Genomic DNA, 20965 nt, shown 5'->3' on the forward strand with positions numbered 1-20965 from the left:
ACCCAACGGTTGGTAATGTGAATAATTAAAAGTTCAAGGCAGATAGTATGCAGGATTACTTCTACATTCGCAGGAAATAATACCATATAAGCATTGATTCTGAAGTTACCTTATGATGCAAAAGACCGTCACCTCCCGTCGTGCTCTAATAGAATGGTGCGTACTGGGTGCGTTTGTGCTGGCTAAAATGGTGTTGCAGTACTTTTTGGTAGACAGCAGCTATGACCTGCACAGAGATGAGTATTTGCACCTAGACCAAGCCAACCATTTAGCGTTCGGATACCTGTCTGTGCCGCCATTCACGTCTTGGGTGGCTTTTCTGATTAAAGCATTAGGGAACACTAAATTCTGGGTGCAGTTCTTTCCGGCCTTGTTTGGGGCGCTCACGTTGGTGACTAGTTGGTGGTCGGTGCAGGAGTTAGGCGGCGGCTGGTATGCGAAAGTACTGGCGGTTTCTGGCTTACTGTTCTCTACCCTACTGCGCATGAACATGCTGTTTCAGCCTAACTCAGTAGATATTTTGGCTTGGACGCTGGTCTTCTATTTCTTGCTGAGGTATGTAAACAGACAAAAGAACAAGGACCTTCTTTGGCTGGGTCTGGTGGTTGGCTTTGGCTTACTGAACAAATACAACTTAGTTTTTTTGCTGCTAGGCTTCATACCTGCGCTGGCACTCACCAAACACCGCGTTCTCTTTACGAAGCCAGTGCTGTATGCGGCGGCGGGACTGGCCTTGCTGGTTTTCCTGCCTAATATCTGGTGGCAGTGGAGTCATGGCTGGCCGGTCATTCATCATATGCAGGAACTGGAAGTCACGCAGCTGGTAAACGTAGACAGAGGAGCCTTTTGGCTGGACCAGCTGCTTTTCTTCTTCGGGAGTTTGTTTTTGGTTGCGGCGGCCTTTGTGGGCTTTGCCTGGCATGCACCTTTAAAGCCCTACCGGTTTGTGGGGCTGGCGTACCTGTTCACCATGCTGCTCTTCACGTATCTGCGCGCGAAGAGTTATTATGCGGTGGGCTTGTACCCGGTGTTGCTTTGCGCCGGGGCCGTGTATTGGGAATATCTGTTCCGCTCCGGCTGGAAACGGTACTTGCGTCCCGTTTGGATAGCCTTGAACTTGCTGCTGTTTCTGCCCCTTGTCAAAGTAGTATTCCCTATTTTATCTCCTGAGCAAATTCACGCCAACGCGGCGCCTTTCAAGAAATTGAATCTCTTAAAGTGGGAAGACGGCAAGGACCATGACCTGCCTCAGGACTTCGCCGATATGCTTGGCTGGCGCGAGTTGACCCGAGACGTGGAAAAAGCCTTTGCGCTGGTGCCAACGGCTGAGCGCGCCAACACCTTGATCATATGCGACAATTACGGCCAGACAGGCGCCGTCAATTTCTACAAAGCCCAACACATCCCCGCCGCCATCTCCTTTAACGCCGACTATATTTTCTGGTACCCTTCCAACCTTCAACTACAGAACATTGTGCTGGTCAAAGAACTAGGCGAACAACCTCTTAGAGAAGAGGAAAAACCATTGGTGCAATCTGTGACGGTGATTGACTCCCTTACTACCCAGTTTGCCCGCGAGCGTGGAACCACCGTGTATTTGCTCAGAGGCATCTCTCCTATTTTGGCGCAGCAGTTGGTAGAACGGGCCCAGGAACTGCAACTGGAGTGGAAACATCAACCCTAGAAAACCAGCAGACTATCGTTTTTGGCTTAATTTCCAGAAAACAGCCTAAAAACGATAAAGCTACTCAACCCATACGAAACAGAAAAGGCCAGCAAATGCTGGCCTTTTCTCACGCACGGGGGATACGCAATATGATTAGCTTTTCTGCAATTGTCTCTGGCCTCTGCCTGGGCGTTGACCTTTTTTAGCAGCATGCTTTTCTTTCATCTCTTTGCGGTCGGCCTCAAACTGGGCGTACTGCTTTTTAGTCAAGATGCGTTTGATCTCAGCGTTGTACTGCTCTTGCTTGGCTTTTCTGGCTTGGCGTTGGGCAGGGTCTTTCTGAGTGGCTTCTAGGCGGTTGCTCCGCTGGGCGGCCATCTCATTGGACTGCTTCAGGAACAGGGCCTGCAATTTGGCTTGCTGCGACTTATTCAAGTCATATTTCTTGGTCATCATCTGGGTGCGCTTAGCAGCTCTTTCTTCTGGAGAAATACGCACTCTTTCTTGACCATCCTTGCGTACACGCTGCTCTGAACGTTCTTTTCTTACTTTTTGTGGGGCATCTTGAGCAAACGAGGTTCCGGCAAACAGCACTCCCATGGAGAGCATTAAAATCAACTTCTTCATCTTAGTTTACTTAGGGGTTAGTTTCTTATTTAAAATTCTTCCTTAAGCGGTAAGATCTTAAACCGCTTGGTTGACTGTCTATATTCAAACCCTATGCCAAAACCGAAAATCATCAGTTAAATGATTAACTATTTTTTAATAATTATATTATCCTCCCACAACAACCGCCCATGAGCCAACCGTAATCATTTAATTTTAAAACACTTACTTGTTTTATAATCTATAAATGAGGGGCGAAAATAAAAGCACTCCCTCTGGAAAGAAGGAGTGCTTAACAAGATGCGTCTATGGATTATGCGCTCTTAAAAAGAGAATCGCTTTTACACTTTTACGCTGAAATGGTAGCTGGCTCTAGTTGAAACAGAGCGCTTAAGCCTTCTAGCAAAGCTTCAGATTCGCCGCGTTGGCAGGCGGCTTTTAGCTCTAGGGCTGGCATCTTTACAATTTTGTTCAAGATGTTCTTGGTGATGGTCTCTACCATCTCCTTCTCATTGGCGTTTAGGTTCTTGACGTAACGGGCCAATTCGCGCTGTCTGATTTCCTCCAGACGGTTCTTGAACTGTTGCAAAGCTGGGGACATGGCCATTTCTTTGGTCCAGGTCTTGAACTCGTCCATGCTCTCCGCCACAATTTGATTTACTGCTGGGATAGCGGCTAATCTGATTTCAAGCGCCTCTGTCGCGCGGTTTTTGATGGTGTCAATGTTGTAGACTTCCACGCCATTCAGTTCCTCTAGCGCGGCGTCAATGCTACGGGGCATAGACAAGTCCACGAAGAACTTCTGGTTCAAAACGCCTTGCTGCTCTACCACTTCCTTGCTAATGAAAAAGCAATCACCGGGCACCGAAGAAATAACCACGTCAGCTAAGGCAATCTCTTGCCAAACGTTTTCCCAGTACACAGCGGTGGCGTTGCATTTAGTGGCCAGGTCTACCGCTTTTCTATGAGTCCGGTTGGCAATGATGATGTTCTCTACATCAGACTTCTGGAAGTTGTCACACACGTTCGCGCCAATGTCCCCTACCCCAATCATCAACACTCTTGGGTTTACTAAATCCTTGGTCAGTTCTTCAACCAGTTCTACTGTGGCATAGGATACAGAGGCGGCGCCGTCTCTAAACGCGGTCTCATTGCACACGCGCTTGTTGGTAAAGAAGATGGTATGGAGCAAGCGGTGCAGGAAAGGACCAGCCATGTTGGCGTCTGCTGCCCACTGGTAGGCATTCTTCACCTGATTCATGATTTGCATATCGCCTACCACTTGTGACTCTAAGCCTAAGCCCACGTTGAACAGGTGCTTAACGGCAGCGTCATGATTGGTGATGGAAATGAAATACGGCGCTACTTCTTTGGTGGCTATGAAGCCGCGCTCTAGGGCAATCAGCTTGATAAGTTCTGTAGAGTAGTCCTGGTCTGCGGTATAATACACCTCGGTGCGGTTGCAGGTTGAGAGCACCATGGCCTCTTGGATGGCCGTGAAATCTTTGATCTTGTCCAACAGGTTCTTGCTGGCAATCTCATTTAAAGACACAGCTTCTCTTACCGCTATGGGGGCTTGATTATAAGATAACGTCAGGACTTTTAAGGTGCTTTGCATTGCTTTCTCTCAGATTACACTACAAAAGTACCTTAGCTAACCTCCTGAAAACATGACATTGGTCATTTGTATAGCTGGAATGCCTCAGTTTTAAACGAAAGCGGGCAGGCCGTTTTTGGATTGTTTCCTGAGAAATAGGCCAAAAAAGGAGGATGCAGTTAGGCAGATTTGCGTTGGGGTTGGGCTATTGGGCTTGTAAGTGATAACACCAACAAGGGCGGCGAGGAAAGTACCAATTAGCTTTTTAAATGAAAAAGACACAAAATGCAAAATCAAGTCTTACATCTTGTGTCCTATGTCTTGTGTCTGGCAAACTCTAATTCCGCATGCGGCTTAACTTCTCCAGGTTGAGGAGGATGATTTTACTACCGCGGGTATCAATTAGTTTTTCGTCTTTGAAGTCTGCCAGAGTACGGATGACGGTTTCTTTAGAGGCGCCCACAATGCTGGCTAAGTCTTCTCTAGAGATGATGATTTCGGTTTTGCCTTCTACTTCCTGTTGGTACTGTTTCTCTACTAGGAGTAAGGCCTCTGCCACGCGTTTGCGCACCGAATTGTAAGCCAGTTTTAAGAGACGGTCTTCGCGGTCGGCCAGGTTATCAGAGAGGATTTTGATAAACTTGTTGGCCACATCGCGGTTCTGGTGCAGCAAGGCAAAGAAGTCTTCCTTGGGAATCACGTACACTTCAGAATCCTCCAGCGCCATGGCAGACTCGCGGTAGGTGCTGTCTTCCAGCAAATCCAGGTAGCCTATAAAATCGCCGTCTTTGTAGAGGTTGGTGATGTACTCGCGGCCTTCCTCGTTGGACTTGTAGCCTTTCACCTTGCCTTTGTTCAGGAAGAACAATGAGTTAGGGTAACTGCCTTCCAGAAACAGGTTGTTCTTCTTTTTAAAGAGCGTGACGCGGCGCTTGTCTGAGATGAGGTTGTTAAGCTCCTCAAAGCCTTTGGCCTCTTCTACAAACTGCTCCAGGCCTTGGGCGGTCTTCTGGAAATCTGTGCGCAGGATTTCGCTTTTCTTGAGGCGCATCTCTACGGCATCCAGCAGTTCCAGGTCGTCAAAGGGTTTGGTGAGGTAATCATCAGCTCCCAGGTTCATGCCTTTCCTGAAGTCCTCTTTCTCAGACTTGGCCGTCAAGAAGACAAAGGGAATGCTGGACGTTTCTGGGTTCTTGCTCAGCATGTGCAGCACGCCGTAACCGTCTAGTTGCGGCATCATGATGTCACAGATGATCAAGTCTGGCTTTTCCTGACGGGCCAGCTCTACGCCTATTTTTCCGTTTTCCGCCTCAAACACCTGGTAGTTGGCCAGAGAGAGAATCTCGGCGGTGTTTTCTCTAATTTCCTGGTTGTCTTCTATGAGCAGTATCTTTTTCATTTTTAGGCTGATTTGGGGAAAATAAGCGAAAAACGGGAGCCTTGGTTCAGTTCACTTTCATAATCCATGGTACCGTCCATTACCTCTACGTAGCGCTTAACAATGTTCAGACCCAGGCCGGTGCCTTGTATGTTGGTAGCATTCTGCGCCCTAAAAAACGGCGTAAACAAATGCACCTGATCGGCTTTGGGTATGCCAATGCCCTTGTCCTCAACCGTAATGGTCACTTGGGAGCCAGTCACGTCTGTAGTGAACAAAATGGGCTTGCCCTCGCCAGAATATTTACTTCCGTTGGAAAGCAAATTGAGCAGAATGTTCTTAAGCAATTGCTTGTCTAGGTGCACCACCGTTTGGTCACCGGTATGCTGATATTGTATCTGCTGGCCTGGCTTCAAAAGCCCTTGCATGTCTTCTACGGCCTCCTGTGAGAATTCTACCAAGTCAAAGGTGCTAGGCAGGTTATGAACTTTGCCTTCCTCAATGCGGCTCATGGAAAGGAAATCGTTGAGGATGGTGGTGAGGTTCTGCACGGCAGACTTGATGCGGTCTACGTGCTTCTGGCGCTTGTCATCATCCTCCGTGTTCTTGTATTTGCCGATCAAGGACGCGGAAGACAACACCGTACTCAAAGGCGTCCTGAACTCATGCGAAGCCGTGGTCACAAACCTGGACTTCAACTCATTCAGCTCCTTTTCCTTTTGCAGGGCCTTCTGGATGTCTGCCTGGGCCTCATGCAGGATGCGGTTGGTGTTCTCCAGTTTTTGGATGGCTTCTGCTAATTCCTGCGTACGTGCCTCTACCCTTTCTTCTAGCTCTGAGTTGAGTTTCTGGATTTCCTCCAAGTTCTTGGCATGCTCCAGGCTGTACCTAATGGACCGTTCCAGATCAAAGGGATTGAAGGTGCCTTTCACCAGGTAATCTGAGGCGCCCGCCCGCATGGCCTTCTCATCTGTCTCGCGGTCTGTCTGGCCGGTGAGCAAAATAAACGGCGCGGTGCAGCCTTCCTCTACGGCTTTGGTGATGAGTTCCAGACCGTCATGCGCGCCCAGAAAGAAATCCACCAGGTACACGTCATACTTGTTCTCCTTAACCAGCGCCAGCGCTTCTTGGAAAGAACCGGTCCAGTCCAAGGTGTAATGCCTACCCGGAATGTCTTCTATGATGTCTCGGGTAATGATGTAGTCATCTTCATCATCATCTACCAACAGGATTCTGGTTTTGTCTTGCATGCAGAAAACGGCTGGTTAGGCTTTGGGCAGTTCTACAATCTGGAACCAGTATTTGCTCAAGGTCTGCATGACGTCTACCAGACCGGCAAAGGTTACCGGCTTGGTAATAAAAGAACTTACGCCCAGGTCATAGGTACGCAGCACGTCTTCCTCGGCTTTGGAGGTTGTCAAGACCACCACGGGTATCACGCGCAGATGCTCATCAGACTTAATTTCCTTAAGCGCCTCGCGGCCGTCTTTTTTAGGCATGTTCAAATCCAGCAAGATGAGGCCCGGCGTGGGGTACTCATTCTTATCTGAGAACCTGCCTTGGTTATGCAGATAATCCATTAATTCTTCGCCGTTCTCTACAAACTGGATGTTGTTCATGAGGCGGCTTTCATCCAACGCTTCTTTGACCAGCATGCGGTCTTCGGCGTCGTCCTCAGCAATAAGAATTACTATGGGTCTTTTACTATGTGACATAACGTGCGGGTTTATTCCTGTAAGTGTTTCTTGGCCAGCGTAATGATAAACTGGGTGCCTTTGCCCGGCTGGCTTCTGGCCGTGATGTCGCCGCCGTGCCGAATGGCTATTTTACGGCAAATGGCCAGCCCAACGCCTGAGCCTTCGTACTTATGGCCTTCCAGGCGCTGAAAGATATTAAAAATCCGGTCAAGGTACTTTTCTTCAAAGCCAATGCCATTGTCCTCTACTACAATCTCTACCACCTCGTCGCCGGGCGTAGAGGTTAAATGCGCAGTACGTTGCAGGCTAGAAGAAGAGATCCTGATGATGGGCTTCTCATTGTCCTTCCTGAACTTGATGGCGTTGCTAATGAGGTTCTGAAAGAGCTGGCGCATCTGGGTAGGCTCTGCTTCAATCACCGGCAAGGGGAAACGCTCAATCTGGGCATCGGTTTTTTCAATGGTGATTTCCAAGTCAGAGAGTACCTCAGAAAGAATGGCATCCAAGCTTACTTTCTCAAAACCCTTGGATTTGGTGGTGACCCTAGAAAAGGTAAGCAAGTCATTGATGAGGTTCTGCATGCGCACTGCGGCATTGAGCATGCGGTCCACATAGTCCTGCCCCTGCTCACTCAGATTGCCTTTCTCTTTGGACTTGAGCCTGTCCCCAAACGCTTGAATCTTGCGCAGCGGCTCCTGCAAGTCATGTGAAGACACGTAGGCAAAATCCTGCAGCTCGCGGTTACTACGCTCCAGTTCTGCGGCGTAGCGGCGTAATCTTTCTTCGCTTATCTTTTGCTGGGTGATGTCATGGATAAAGCCTGTGTACACCTTGCGGTCGGCTAGTTGCACCTCACTGATGCTCAGAAACAGCGGGAAAACGGTGCCGTCTTTTTTTAAGCCCGAAACCTCGCGGCCAATGCCAATGATTTTGCGTTTGCCGGTTCTATGGTAATTCTCCATGTAGCCGTCGTGGGCGCTATGGTCGGGCTCGGGCATGAGCATGCTGATGTTGCAGCCCAACAGTTCCTCTTCCTGGTAGCCAAACAGCCGCGCCGCCGCGGGGTTCACCATCTCAATGATGCCGTGCATGTCTATGGTGAGGATGCCGTCTACCGCTACTTGTATAATGGAGTTGATCTTGTTTTCACTCTCCAAGCGAGCGTCTTCGGCCTTTTTCTGCTGGGAGATGTCATGGATTATACCCGTGAAGATGATTCTGTCCTGTAGTTTCACCTCACTGATGCTCAGCAGAAACGGAAACACGGTGCCGTCCTTCTTGAGGCCTTTGACCTCCCTACCTATGCCAATGATTTTGCGTTGCCCCGTGCGCTTGTAATTTTCAATGTACTGGTCATGCGCACTGTGGTCGGGCTCGGGCATGAGCATGCTGATGTTGTTGCCAATCATCTCCTCGGGCTGGTACCCGAAGATGGTAGACACCGCCGGATTCACGGATTCTATGCGGCCCCGGGTGTTTATGGTGATGATACCGTCAATGGCGGCGTCAATGATGGCCTGCAACCGAGCTTGGTCATCTGGGTTATGAGAGGGAGTCAAATGCGTTTCTTCCAAGGCAATGAATTTCTATAAAAGTAGAAACATTCAGGTAAGGTGCCAATACCAATTCACCATAGCCAACTGGTAATGGCTATACGGATTTTGACAAGGAAGGCTTTTTTGGCCTGTTTTCTGGAAAAGAGGCCAAAAACGAAAAACTCCTGCCCGTTCTGGTTGTAACAAGGCTATTCTTTTTCAGCATCAAATCCCTGCCTCCAAAATCCCAATAGAAAAGGGTTTAGCAAAACACCTTTATTGGCGCCTGGCCTTAAGTAAGCATAGCCTTATAATAGGGAATCTCCCAAAATGGCATATACTCTGTCCAGTTGAGAAAGAAGGAGAAAAAGAAGTGTATCATGGGGGCAGATAGAAAACCCAGAATAAGGTATGACACTGTTTTACGGCTGTTCATCTTTAAGAGAAGAGGTGGCAGCAGCACGTTCATCAGCATGGGTACAGGGTAATAAATCCACCAAGGTAAGCCGAAGTTAGCCCCGTACTTTCCAAATAGCATGCCTACCACCACTACCAACAGGGACAGGACAAAAATCAATTGAAACTTACGTCTGTAGTCTCTTTGCCCTAAAGTCAGCCAGATGACCCAATGGAACAAAGCCAATGACGCAAGAATCATCCAAGGGAAATGCAAATGGAAAGTGTCTTCAATTTCTATCATCTTGCTTTACAGTATAGGTCTCCATACTCTCACTTTTGGCATATGTCTCTTCAATCAAATATTGAATTTATGCTATGTAAAGCTACTCTAAATTTGGAGATACTCCCCTTGATAGCCTTCCTCAATATCATCTTCCCCCATTGAGTTATCTAATAAGGCCATCTGATTTTCAGCGTACCGCTCTATTCACCTGGCCTACAAAATATTTTTCTGGAATCTAGCGTGTGCAAAACATTTCTTACCATTTCAAGTTACATTTGAATCGAGTTAAAAAAAGCCTGTACACTCATTCTACCTGCATTATATTATTCTACAATGGATTCTTATAAGCTTTTGGTCAACCTACCAGACACGGTTGTTTTTCTATCACCAGACCTAACAGTATTGGATGCTACAGATGACTATCTTAAAGCAACCATGACCACCAGAGAGGAGCTTGTCGGGAAAGTCTTTCTCTCTATGTTCCCAGACAATCCCACAGAGCTTGAGTCTATGAACCGGAAACTGGTGCTTGACTCGTTACTGAGGGCCCGTGATACCAAAGCCCCCGACTTCTTACCAACCATTCGGTATGACATTCCAAAGCCAGAAACCAAAGGCGGCGGTTTTGAGGTGCGGTACTGGGAGGCCGTTCACAAGCCTGTATTAGACGCAAATGGGAATGTAGAATACCTTATCCAGAAAACCAGTGATGTGACCCAACGCGAGCGCGCCAAAAAAGCTGCTGAGTTAGAGGAGTTCAAGTACAAGTTTATCATGGATGCGCTGCCACAGCTCATTTATACCACAGACACGCAAGGCAAGGCTACCTTCTTTAACCAACGCTGGTACAGCTATACAGGCACCACTTTAGACGTTATAGAAAAAGGCAACTGGCAAGAATTCATTCACCCAGAGGATTTACCTAAATTCCAGGAGAAAACCGCCACAGCCCAACAAAACGGCACCGAGTTCCAGGCAGAGGTCAGGATAAAAAACAGCCGGGGCGCTTACCGCTGGTTCCTAACGCGCAGCATTCCCATGCGGGATGAGCAGAATGAGATATTACTCTGGGTAGGAAGCTCAGTAGACATCCATGAGACCCGCCAATTGGTGTTGGAGTTGGAGCAGTCTCATGAGCAAATGGTCCTTCTCTCTGACCAGGTACAGTCTGCCTATAGCAAGACCGAGGCAGAGCGCAGAATATTGGAGCGCTTGATCATGAAAGCACCCGTGTTCTTCTGCATTCTAAGGGGGCCTGAGCACCGGTATGAGTTGATCAATGAGAAATACCAAAGCTTAATGCCCAACAAGGACCTGTTAGGAAAATCTGTGGCTGAGGCTTTGCCAGAAGTGGCCGAGCAGGGCTTTGTGAAGATTCTGGACGAGGTGTACACCACAGGGAAGGATTTTGTGGCCGAAGGCATCTCTGTGATGCTGGACCGTTACAACAACGGCCAACCAGAAGAACTGCAACTCACCTTCATCTACCAGGCCATCTATGATGAGCAGCAGAAAATCACCGGCATCATGGTGTGCGGGTATGATCTAGCGGAAGCAGGGAAGAAATCCTCATAATTAAAAGCAGCAAGTAGGTGTCTATACCATCACGCATCCGTTCATACCCAACCCTATGGAGTTAGCTAAACTAGATTTTCAGCAGCTCAGGGTCAAACACATCTTTTTTAAATCAAAGGTGCGGACCGCTATTTATGGCGGAAGCTATGACAGTGGCTTTTTCCAGCATGGCAACCCCGTCACCCAGTGGTTCAACTCAACAGGCGTCTCCTACTTGAACGAGCCCGAGATGCAACAGCTCAACAGATTGCACAAATCCTTTTCTGTGCTGGCCGATGCGTTGATAAAGAAGTACCAAAGCGACCAAATTGACCAGGCCCATGAAGGCCTGGAGGAATTGAATGAAATCTCTGAGAAATTCCTAAGTACCCTTTCTGCGCTGGAAGAGCGGTACGCTTAAATCAATTTCAGATCATTTTAAACCAAGAGAGGCTGCCTAATTAAAATTAGGCAGCCTCTCTTGGTTTATTGGGTCTATGATTCTAGAAGTGTTTGCATTAGGTGCAAACAAAAAAGCCTCTCCACATTATTGTGAAGAGGCTTTTTCAAACTAACCGTGATCCCGCTGGGATTCACATCTTATTCTTATACCCTTTTATCTCAGCCTGAACAGGGTTTTTATCTTCATGTGCCGTAGATGTTACGTAAATTGCAAACTCATTCACCTACATTTGTGACGTAAACATAACAACCAGTGAAAACTTATACCATAAAAGCTATCATTCAGAAGATCAACACCAAAGGGTTAGCACCCCTATCAGTACAGTATACTTACGATAGGAAGAAAATACTTATACCAGTAGGCGTATCAGTACCGCCTTCCCACTTTGACGCCAAGAAGGGAATGATGATACCAAGCAAGCCTAACGCAGTCGATATAAACGATCACATAAGAAAGATAGAGAAGGTTATAGCCTATGTAGCAAACTGCCTTTCGGAGCCTGTTAGAGAGTCTGTAAAGGAAGGATATTATATCAGGTTAGAAGAAGTCAAGCGAGAGGAAGAAGAGTCTGCTCAGAAGTTTAAAAAAGAAAAGCTTAATGCTAAGATAAGTGATGTTATAACACACTTTGACTTCACCGATGCAGTAGAAGAGAAGCAAAAGCATTTAGAGGGTTTGAAGAACGTAAACAAGAAGCTACAGGAGTTCAAAGGCAAAGGACTCTATGAGAATATAGAAGAGCAAGAGCAGTTCATAAAGTACCTCAAGGATTACCCTAACAAGTTCGACAAGAAGCAAGAGGACTATATCAAAAAAGATAACAAACAAAAAGACCAAATTCAATCTTGGGTTAACATCGTTTTAGAGTTCAGCAAAGAGACTAAGACTCCTCTCATTTTCTCTGAAATGAATGACGCTTTTTATACCGCCTATGCAGAGTACTTGCTTTATGTGAAGGATTACTACAACAGTACATTAGGTACTGCCGTGAATCGTTTCAAGACTTTTCTGAACTATGTGCAGGTACAATATAATGTTGTGGTCAATCAAGCCTATAAAAAGTGGGAAAGGCTGGAAGATGAACCACCTGTTGTGTATCTGACAGTAGCAGATTTAAATAAGCTATACCATGAGTATAGAGAGTTGCCTGGTATTACACCTGCTAAAAAGAAGCTGATTGATACTATAGTGTTTCAAAATTTATGCGGATTCAGGTACTCAGATGTCAAAGCTTCTAACTGGACTGTTAAACAGGGTTATTTGATGGGATATCCTAAAAAACAGTATAAACTGAAAGCAGGCAAGAAGATAAAACCCTATATGATTCCATTTGAGTTAGATGAACGCATCGAAGAAATTCTCAAAAGGTATAAGTTTAATATGAATCATTACGCTGAGGCAACATTCAACCGAATGATGAAAGACCTAATGAAGGATTTTTTTGAACGCTATGAGCTTTATCAAGAAGAGGTATCATACGTTAGATATAAATTCCATTCTCCAGTAAAGTTTAAAGCCCCAATGTATAAGCTCTTTTCTTCGCACAGTTGCAGGAAAGGATTTATCAACAAATGGGCAGCTATTCTTGGTGATGATGGTATTATGCAAATGTTAGGAAGTTCATCTATGAAGGAATTACAGCGCTATAAAGACAAGTCGCCAGAAAAGTTACTATCAGATGTAAGAGCAAAATTATATTCTTATAAGAATGCATGAATGAAGAGAGGGTAGCCATCAACTACCCTCTCTTCATTCATGCATAATCCGTCATGACATTTACCGCAATTCAAAAAAGTCTATTTTACCTATCCTCATTTCAGTGCCAGAATAATGCATCCTTCCCATTATTACATTTAGATTTTTATCCGACATGATGATAAACAAACATTATCTATATATTATTTTTTTTATATTGTAAAGTATTTCACGACCTGCTATTCTGCTTAAAATATGCTATTATCTCAAAGCATTCAAGATTTGATCAATAGAAAGACAAGCCGAATATTTTTTGATGATAAATGGATGTCTGTCTATGAGTTGAGTGAAATCTTCGATAGCCTAAGAAAACAGGAGGTAAAGAACGGACTCAATGAAGCAGAATTCTGCATGAGCGCTAAGAGAGAAAATGCATATAATTATATTGAGCGTTATCTCAAGAGTACCAATTACCCAGAAAACCTGATAGGTCAAGTTCAATACAGCAGAGAAAATAAGTTATCGTTAGATAGCTGGAAAGAAAACCAGATATATCAGAGAGCATTACTATTTTATGTAGATCGATTAACGAAAAGGTTATCGCTTTCAGGTTATGAGCTTACACTCGCTACTGCTCCGATCGAGCATGTGCTACGTCTGGTAATAGATTTTAATGAAAATGGTTATGAAACCATAGTGGTACCAAGAAGGCATACCTGGTCGGATGCTAATTTTGACAAATCAAAAATTAAGAAGAAAGCAGATTTCCTTACCATTGGAGACTATTACTGGGATCAGCTAAAGCCATTGGTTGCTGAATATGATGCCTCTGGCAACTTGCTTGGTTACTATTCCGAGTGCTTGGCATCGCCCATTCACAGTGCATTTAAGCACATTCCAGATTATTATTCTTCTCCATATAGCAGGGTGTTCGGGTGTTTTAAACCATACCTAATGAAATCACGCTTGATGTCATTGAAAGTTGTGGATGAATCTTTTTACCCGATGACAATCATAATACCTGAGGTGCAAAAGGTCAGTGCAAACGCAAAGGTAGGCGACACATGCTTTATTCAAGTTTTGGAAACATATCAAAAGGACGGCTTAATTATTGAATATGGTTCCGCTTCAGATGAAGAAACATCTTTCGAAGAATATTTGCTTTGGCAACTAAACAGACACTCCTTCTTAAAACACGAGCTCAAAAAAAACAGGTATTCATACGAACAAATGATAATTCAAAAAGAAGACCCTTCCTTTTTGGAACTATTAAAACAGTATGGTCTTGCGTCTTCTCCACATGAATTAATGTTGCTGAATGAGCGAGAGGGCGAGCAAAACAATGGCATTATCACCAACAAGATTCTTAAGGCACAAAATGCATTATTATATTCCAATCAAATAAATTAAAAATTATGGGGATTTTCGATTTCTTGAAATCTGAACCAATTACTTCGCCATATGGCAGGTTGCAGAAAGTAATGTTTCCTTCAACAAGCCACATTAGATATGAGAATGGTCATGAGGTCATTACACCTGCTACGGATAGTAGTGGACGCCATGTAGGGTGTAAAAGAGGCGTGAAAATAGAGCCTAATATTCAGGGTGGTGATGGATACACAATTACCATTTACAACATGGATGGTAATCATCCAGATTGGGGGAACAATGTCCAGATGGCTCCTAAACAAATGAAGATTATTAAAACTGAGGATAATAAAACTACATTACGTGGTTTTGGATCAGATGCATCTGGCTCCTCTTTCGCTGACTATGGAATAGTGGTTTTCCATAGTGGTAATGACATCGAAAAGATTAGGCTCCAAATGTTGGATAGAGGTATTGAAATAGAATATTTAAAATAAAAATAATCATGTCCGATTTTAATGTGATGAGAGCATCTTTACTTGCCAAAGGCGGGGAGGAAAATATTGCGAATGAAAAGTATAAAGAAGCAGTTGAAAACATTCTTGGATATTTTCAACTGAGAAACGAATTAGGGCTTAATGAGATAAGTTATCTGGATCAGCCCTGTTATTTCAATCTGGCAGCAGGGTACTTTCACTTGGGAAACCATGCTCAAGCGCTTTCGTATCTCGACCGTTTTGTGAAAAATGACAACAAGAACATACAAGCGTTGAAATTGCGCATGCAGGTAAATATGGAATTAGATCTTTTGGGCGATGCCATAAGAGATATTGATATGACATTATTATTAGATCCAAACGATGAAGAATTGCTCATGAACAAAGGCATTTGTTGCATTCGAAATGGAAATGCAGCAAATGCAAAGGATGCGTTTATAAAGGCTAAAAGCTTGGGAAATAAAGATGCGCAGTTCTATATCGACAAGTATTGCTAAAATAAAAAAAGGCGGGATATCTTTCCGCCTTTTTTTATTTTGTCTTCTTTGCTTGCGATTTACTTACCCTTCTTCCAAATTGGTAGTCCATATTTATAATAGAAACCGATCATTAGGAAGCTTTGCTATTATTATCTCTTATTTTTACAATCTCTTTTATTAGGTCATCTGAGTTTCTGGATCTTAAAACTACATTTTTTCTAATTTCTTGTAGACTGCTTCGGTTATTGATATACTCTAACGTATACCCTTCATAATCCTTTGTGTGAATCCAAAGGCTAAGATTTTTATTTACTAATAAATGTTGAGAATTATCATATTGAAATCCATAATCATCAAAGTCTTTTGTAAACATAGTAGCTCGCTTTTTCCTTACGAGAGTCTTTAAGTCTCTAAGAGGTAGCTCGTTCAGTTCTTTAACATAACTTCTGATGGTTTGTTTTTCTTCCTTCGTAAAAGTATATCCTATCGATCCCATCTTAATCCAGAATAAGTCTCGATCAATTCCCAATCGACTGTATAGTTTTGAATACTGAAGCTTTGTTAAGTTATTCAGCCTTGGGCTAATTTCACCTTTAAAGGACTTACCTTCAATTACGTCTATTATTTCATCTTTGAAAAGCTCTCCGTACTTTGGATTTCTACTAATATCGAGAGGTTCTAACTGATACCATTGCTCTTTCCATTTAAAAAAGTAACAAGATGGGAAGGGAAAGCAAGCACTTGTGCGTACTAAATAGAAGGTAATTATCTCTCCACCGACAGTTTTAAAATCAAAAACTTCGTCTTTGGTATGAGAATCGAAAAATCTATCATCTTTTTCAGCAAGTTCAATATCCCAATCCTCATTTTGTGTACCTATTATTATCATTATTAGATTTTGCCAAAAATAAATTTATATTAATTATACTATATGTCTATTTCGTAGTTGATAGTCTTTTCATTTGCTACGAAATATAAGAACTATTCCTAAATCAGTTGCAAACTATACTGACATACACTCTTTAACCTTACTAATAGTAGACATCCCGCATCTACACAGTCTTTTAATTTCCGAGTAGCTCATACCTTGCCCTATGTACTTCTGAATGTCCTTATGTTTAGCCAAAAATTTATTATTGCTTTCAATTGTGCCGAACAGCCTGCCAGTGTGTAAGCCTTTACGCTTACGTTCTTGGATGCCACTTTTGATTCGTGCTGAAAGTTGTTCAGACTCAAGCCTCGCCAAGTCAGAGACAATCGTGACTATAAGTTTGGAGAAAATATCATCAGTAGGAATACCTGCATTTAGTGTAATGTTTAAGTTATGTATATAAAGCTTTATCCGCTGCTCTTCCAGTTGCTTAAGTAAGGTTAGTGTTTCATGGGTGTTTCTCCCCAAGCGTGAAATTTCGTGTACCATGATAGCTGCAACCTTATTTTCTTTTACATACCTCAACATTGCCTGCAGCTGTAGCCGATCTTCCATTTTCTTAGAAAAGCCAGAAATCTTTTCGGAGAAGATTTTTACCACATGGAAGTTATTAACTTTCTTCAAGTCGTTCACTTGGCGTAACGTTGACTGCTCCTGAGTACTGACCCTTGTATATATAACCGATTCCATATTTTTCATTTTAATACTTTCACTCCTAATATAGCAAGTGCTAAATATGGAGTGATTTTAAATATAAAGTTTAAACCTGATTAGTATAAAAGCACGATATAGGAGTAATGATTAATTGGGAGCACTAAGCTTTATCATTAACCTTTTTTTCCGTAAAATAAATTCTTCTATCACTTAAATAGTCAGTTTCTCGGTAGCACCCTTATTCTGAACCACTTTGTCCAATTCAAGGCTGTTCAGAATCTTCTCTATCTTGTATCTTCTCTTCTCAGCATTAGGCAGACCTTCTTTATATATCTCAAACTGCTCCACCTGCTGTGCGGAAATTTCAGAGCCTATGAAATGGAGGTTTTTTCTGAGGGCAGCCTTAGCTGTAGTACCCATACCCATAAAAGAATCGAAAACAACTGAAAAAGGTCCAGGGGCATATATATCAAGCAGTTTCATCGCCAACTCTGAAGAAAAGGTGGCTTTGTTAAGCTGATTTGAATAATCGTTATTGGGTGCCTCAATAAAGTTGAACAGGTTCTCGTAGTTATGCTGTCCTGTTCTCTTGTCCAATGAGACAACTTTCTTGTTCGTCTTGAAGGTCTTAAGCTCTTTTTTGCGGCAGAACACATAGACCGTTTCTGTAATCCTGGTTAACCTGTTAGCTGACTTGTTGTTGGGCATTGCCTTGGGCTTCTTCCAGACTATTGTGTCGGCAACGGTGAAAGGAGTGTTTCTTATGATATCCGCTACCACCAAATGAATAAGTGCTGGGTTATCAGAGGAATAAGATAGGTTGTACAATACCACTCCGTTCGCTTTCAGTATTCGGTGGTAAGCCTTGAATAATTTGATTGTCCATTTGATGTACTCGGTATCTGATTTAGAATCCTTGTATACATCGTACCTGCGGTTATGCTTGTCTGATGCGCTGGGTCTACTTGAGTTATAAGGCGGTGAGGTCAAGACCAAGTCCACCTCTTTTTTCATCCTGCTCATCGTAACAAGAGCGTCCTCTATGAAAACTGTATTTAAAGTCACTATGTTAATGAATTTGTTTACCTGTGAATTTTAGGTTAGGCTTCCGCCTTATTAGATTTAGGTATTGTATAAAGTGACTATTAAGAGTCTAAAAGATCATCCAGGCTCTGGTCATCCATATCAATCAGCAGTTTCTTTATTTTTTCTTTTCTTACCTCGTTACGCCTGCTTATTGAAGAATCGACAGTAGCCCTCAGATCATCCGCAATTTCAGATATGGCATTAAGCAAGTTGTTGTATTCAACTGGTAGCATCCTGCCGAAACCCATGATTTTGTTGCGCAGTCGCCCGACAAGCCTTTTCTCTATCTGCGAATCGCCACCTGCCTCTTTCCATTCGTCAGCAAAAACCCTTTCTGCCAGATACACCTGATTTATGTTGTAGGTGTCCACTAACCTATAAACACTCGGGTCAATGTTCTTCAAGTTTTGCGCCTTTCCGCTGTCACGCTTTTTCACCATTATCCAGACAAAGTACCACTCAGGGAGACATCAAAATATTCATCCAAAAGTGTATGTTATTTCAATAAATTGTATGACATAAATATACATATAAATAAAATAATATACAATTGAGTTCGCTAAATTCCACAATGATGTGTGGTTTTAGCAGCAGGTTTTGCTTTTTCAAAGCAACCATCTTTCAGTTAAAGTATTTGGATTGAACTATAGATGCGCCTTCTTAATTTGTGCTGTCCTGGCTTATTTGTCTTCATCCTGTTTAGCCTCGACCACTATCCCCATCTTTTCTTGCAAAGCCTGAACGGCTTTGTCTATTATGAGCTTTTTGCTGATTCTCTTATTCAACTTCCTTGCAAGCATCATTTGTATTTCCTGAATCCTAAAGCTTGTCTGCTCGCTCAACCTGTAACTGTGTGTCATTCCTCTGATGTATATTTTATTTATATATAAAGTTCAGTAAGCCATAAAAACCACTTTCATACAATTCGACTTTTCGCACCATCTTCCAAACAAAAAGCCACTATCGCCTCCTGTAATTGCCTCATTGGGTATTTCAATCACTCATGGTGCAAATATTAAAGACAGCCTTTACATCCTGCAGATCTTCTTAAGCAGTTATGAATCTGATATATAGTTTAAATGAATAAGTGAACTATGATAGTATTAAATAACGAGGTGGTCTTCAAGGGCAATGGGATAACCTTACTTAAGACATATTGCCCAATCAGAGAAGTTTATGGATTGCAACTCACCTCGCCCAATGGCACCAAGGAGTTGGTAGCTGATTTTACATATGTGTCAGATTATTTCCCCAATCAAGGGTGCGCAGCCATTACACTACATGGTGAGCATAAATGGATAGACCTGAGTCTCAACATAAGAGACATGTCGCAGACTGATGAGTTATACTTTAACTGTCTCTACAAACGCAACTCCAAGTGCAACTGTCTTAGAAACAAAGAAATTCCTGTCTGTACCCTCTGCAAAAACGGCATAATCAGAAACCCTTTGAATGTAAGACGAGACGCTTCACAGTCAAATCATGACTTTGACTACGAGACGGCAGCGGCTACCTATAAAATCACATTCCATCCAGAAATGGCTGTATCAATGCGATGCAGGTTTCTTGTGCAAGAACACAACCTTGTTGATAAGCTTATTGATACAATAGACCACTATGAGACTCAAGACAAAGGTTGCAATGACAGGGAGTTTACCATCTGCACCTATGAAGACATCAGTGCTGATTTATGTGACAACTACTTTTTAAGATCTTACAGAGTGGAGGTTAAGGTGATTGATGTAGGTCTTTCAATGGAAGTGACATCAGACAAAATCTATCTTGATTTATTCTAACCTAAATCTGGGATTAACAAGAACAATTTAAATAACTCAGTACGTAGCCTCTGTCAATGAGACAACCATATGTTTTATATCTGCCTGGAAAAGTATTTTGAACAACAATCAAAACATTCTTCTTTTCTAATCTATAATAATCACACTAATGATAATTATAATGAAAAAGGAACAAACCATTACAGAGGAGCATAATAACCTATCCAAACTGTTTGATACCACTTTTTGGGAATCAGAACCAATTTTCTCTAAATCCTATACGCAGGCTAACTTGAAACACATTTTCTACAAGGACACAGAACCAAGCAAAACTGATTTCCTTCACTGCCGAGAAAGTGAAAGGATATATAAATTACCTATGGATGAATTACTTCTTTTAGGTTGGGAGGAAAATGTAAAATGGACCAGTTCAAGTGTTTGTATAAACTACTATATGCATAAACCCTCGGGAAGCACCTTCATCCTGTGTTTAGATTATAACACATATTTACCTTTTTTGGACTTATATTCTGACATAGACGAGATTTCAAAACCTCTAATGGCAGAGGAAATTAAGTTTTCCATTGAAGAACTCTTTCTAAGACTGGAGATGGAGAATCAACAGATAATAGAGACTAAAACATTCAGAGACGAATACAAATACCACATTAGGCAAAAAAAGCTTAATGACATTCGGACTTATTACTGCTTCTGAAAAGTACATCTTGAATTATTCAAAAACCAGGGCAGATAGGTGTACACTTAAAAGATACTAACAGACACAGCCTTGTGACACATGGGAATAATGGGATCCGGCCCAGGCCGGATCCCACTAACGGCAAAATAGTTGAGGTGCAGGTAATAAGGATTATATAAATGTTATTCAAAGTATTTTACAGCAACTAATCCCTGCCCTATCATCTTTGCGACATCCCAGTATTGGGTAAACATGCCTGAACCTGTGGTAATCACGGTTCTCTTTCCTTCTACTTTGTTGAATATGTCAAACCGCCAGAACTGGGAAGGTGCGCAGGTCACATACACGTCAATGGAATAGTCTTCGGTGTCCACGGTGCCTATGTTTGACTCAACGTTGCTTTCAAGGATGAACTCATCCAAGCCAAGCTCCAAAATCAGAGGCAAATCATCTTTGTAAGGTTTGTTTATCTCATTGAACATTAAAATAGGAATTTGGGTGCCTCTTGCAAATATACCTTAGCTTATGGGTTTAGCTATAATAGTTAACCCATATAAGATTACACAATTCATAATCCTGCCTCACTACCCAAAAAAACGAGATAT

Annotated in this window: 21 protein-coding genes; 9 read left to right on the top strand and 12 right to left on the bottom strand. The window is 43.0% G+C overall.

The window, feature by feature from the left end; genetic code table 11:
* Positions 1-112 precede the first annotated feature (112 nt).
* Entirely contained in the window at positions 113-1684 is a 1572-nt protein-coding gene (locus TH61_RS00440) for a glycosyltransferase family 39 protein (protein ID WP_071887742.1), read from the top strand.
* A gap of 135 nt (positions 1685-1819) precedes the next feature.
* Here the strand turns inward: TH61_RS00440 and TH61_RS00445 are convergent, their stop codons facing one another.
* The 7 genes from TH61_RS00445 to TH61_RS00475 all read right to left on the bottom strand — a co-directional run bounded on the left by TH61_RS00445 (position 1820) and on the right by TH61_RS00475 (position 9179).
* Positions 1820-2293, bottom strand: a complete 474-nt coding sequence (locus TH61_RS00445) for a DUF4890 domain-containing protein (RefSeq protein ID WP_066504453.1) — start codon at positions 2291-2293, stop codon at positions 1820-1822.
* A 328-nt stretch (positions 2294-2621) separates the two neighbouring features.
* The gene (gene hemA / locus TH61_RS00450; RefSeq protein WP_066504455.1) at positions 2622-3890 is read right to left on the bottom strand and encodes a glutamyl-tRNA reductase; all 1269 of its coding nucleotides are present in this window, start codon (positions 3888-3890) and stop codon (positions 2622-2624) included.
* Between the two features lie 316 nt (positions 3891-4206).
* Entirely contained in the window at positions 4207-5268 is a 1062-nt protein-coding gene (locus tag TH61_RS00455) for a response regulator (RefSeq protein WP_066504458.1), read from the bottom strand.
* A 2-nt stretch (positions 5269-5270) separates the two neighbouring features.
* Positions 5271-6497 carry a hybrid sensor histidine kinase/response regulator gene (locus TH61_RS00460; protein WP_066504460.1) on the bottom strand — a complete coding sequence of 409 codons (1227 nt, stop codon included), beginning with the start codon at positions 6495-6497 and terminating at the stop codon, positions 5271-5273.
* Between the two features lie 15 nt (positions 6498-6512).
* A complete protein-coding gene (locus tag TH61_RS00465; RefSeq protein WP_066504463.1) occupies positions 6513-6962 on the bottom strand; it encodes a response regulator in 450 nt (149 codons plus the stop codon).
* 11 nt (positions 6963-6973) lie between these two features.
* Complete coding sequence (locus tag TH61_RS00470; protein WP_231862270.1) at positions 6974-8503, bottom strand: PAS domain-containing sensor histidine kinase; 1530 nt, start codon at positions 8501-8503, stop codon at positions 6974-6976.
* A gap of 268 nt (positions 8504-8771) precedes the next feature.
* The gene (locus TH61_RS00475) at positions 8772-9179 is read right to left on the bottom strand and encodes a hypothetical protein (protein ID WP_066504467.1); all 408 of its coding nucleotides are present in this window, start codon (positions 9177-9179) and stop codon (positions 8772-8774) included.
* A 315-nt stretch (positions 9180-9494) separates the two neighbouring features.
* On the opposite strand from TH61_RS00475, the gene TH61_RS00480 reads away from it, so the two are divergent.
* From TH61_RS00480 to TH61_RS00505, 6 genes are all read left to right on the top strand, one after another.
* Positions 9495-10736 (top strand): PAS domain-containing protein, encoded by a 1242-nt coding sequence (locus tag TH61_RS00480; protein ID WP_071887743.1) that lies wholly within the window; start codon positions 9495-9497, stop codon positions 10734-10736.
* Positions 10737-10791: 55 nt separating this feature from the next.
* Positions 10792-11136 carry a hypothetical protein gene (locus tag TH61_RS00485; RefSeq protein ID WP_066504471.1) on the top strand — a complete coding sequence of 115 codons (345 nt, stop codon included), beginning with the start codon at positions 10792-10794 and terminating at the stop codon, positions 11134-11136.
* Between the two features lie 294 nt (positions 11137-11430).
* A complete protein-coding gene (locus TH61_RS00490; protein WP_066504472.1) occupies positions 11431-12894 on the top strand; it encodes an Arm DNA-binding domain-containing protein in 1464 nt (487 codons plus the stop codon).
* Between the two features lie 234 nt (positions 12895-13128).
* A complete protein-coding gene (locus TH61_RS00495) occupies positions 13129-14283 on the top strand; it encodes a hypothetical protein (protein ID WP_066504474.1) in 1155 nt (384 codons plus the stop codon).
* Between the two features lie 5 nt (positions 14284-14288).
* Positions 14289-14738, top strand: coding sequence for a hypothetical protein (locus TH61_RS00500; RefSeq protein WP_066504476.1), 450 nt, complete (start codon positions 14289-14291; stop codon positions 14736-14738).
* Between the two features lie 8 nt (positions 14739-14746).
* Positions 14747-15235: a tetratricopeptide repeat protein gene (locus TH61_RS00505; RefSeq protein WP_066504478.1), complete on the top strand. Its 489-nt coding sequence runs from the start codon at positions 14747-14749 to the stop codon at positions 15233-15235.
* A 112-nt stretch (positions 15236-15347) separates the two neighbouring features.
* Here the strand turns inward: TH61_RS00505 and TH61_RS00510 are convergent, their stop codons facing one another.
* From TH61_RS00510 to TH61_RS00525, 4 genes are all read right to left on the bottom strand, one after another.
* A complete protein-coding gene (locus TH61_RS00510) occupies positions 15348-16106 on the bottom strand; it encodes a hypothetical protein (protein ID WP_066504480.1) in 759 nt (252 codons plus the stop codon).
* A gap of 114 nt (positions 16107-16220) precedes the next feature.
* On the bottom strand, positions 16221-16847 hold the full coding sequence (locus TH61_RS00515) for a recombinase family protein (RefSeq protein WP_066504482.1): 627 nt from the start codon (positions 16845-16847) through the stop codon (positions 16221-16223).
* A 165-nt stretch (positions 16848-17012) separates the two neighbouring features.
* The gene (locus tag TH61_RS00520) at positions 17013-17867 is read right to left on the bottom strand and encodes a site-specific DNA-methyltransferase (protein ID WP_066504484.1); all 855 of its coding nucleotides are present in this window, start codon (positions 17865-17867) and stop codon (positions 17013-17015) included.
* 80 nt (positions 17868-17947) lie between these two features.
* On the bottom strand, positions 17948-18292 hold the full coding sequence (locus TH61_RS00525) for a hypothetical protein (protein ID WP_157600456.1): 345 nt from the start codon (positions 18290-18292) through the stop codon (positions 17948-17950).
* A 690-nt stretch (positions 18293-18982) separates the two neighbouring features.
* Between TH61_RS00525 and TH61_RS00535 the strand changes: the two genes are divergently transcribed.
* Both TH61_RS00535 and TH61_RS00540 read left to right on the top strand, forming a co-directional pair.
* Positions 18983-19684, top strand: coding sequence for a hypothetical protein (locus tag TH61_RS00535; RefSeq protein WP_066504495.1), 702 nt, complete (start codon positions 18983-18985; stop codon positions 19682-19684).
* A gap of 160 nt (positions 19685-19844) precedes the next feature.
* Positions 19845-20378, top strand: a complete 534-nt coding sequence (locus TH61_RS00540) for a hypothetical protein (RefSeq protein ID WP_157600458.1) — start codon at positions 19845-19847, stop codon at positions 20376-20378.
* 164 nt (positions 20379-20542) lie between these two features.
* On the opposite strand, the gene TH61_RS00545 is transcribed toward TH61_RS00540, so the two are convergent.
* Positions 20543-20842 carry a hypothetical protein gene (locus TH61_RS00545; RefSeq protein ID WP_066504501.1) on the bottom strand — a complete coding sequence of 100 codons (300 nt, stop codon included), beginning with the start codon at positions 20840-20842 and terminating at the stop codon, positions 20543-20545.
* Positions 20843-20965 lie beyond the last annotated feature (123 nt).

Origin of the sequence: Rufibacter sp. DG15C, assembly GCF_001577755.1 — a bacterium.
GTDB lineage: Bacteria > Bacteroidota > Bacteroidia > Cytophagales > Hymenobacteraceae > Nibribacter.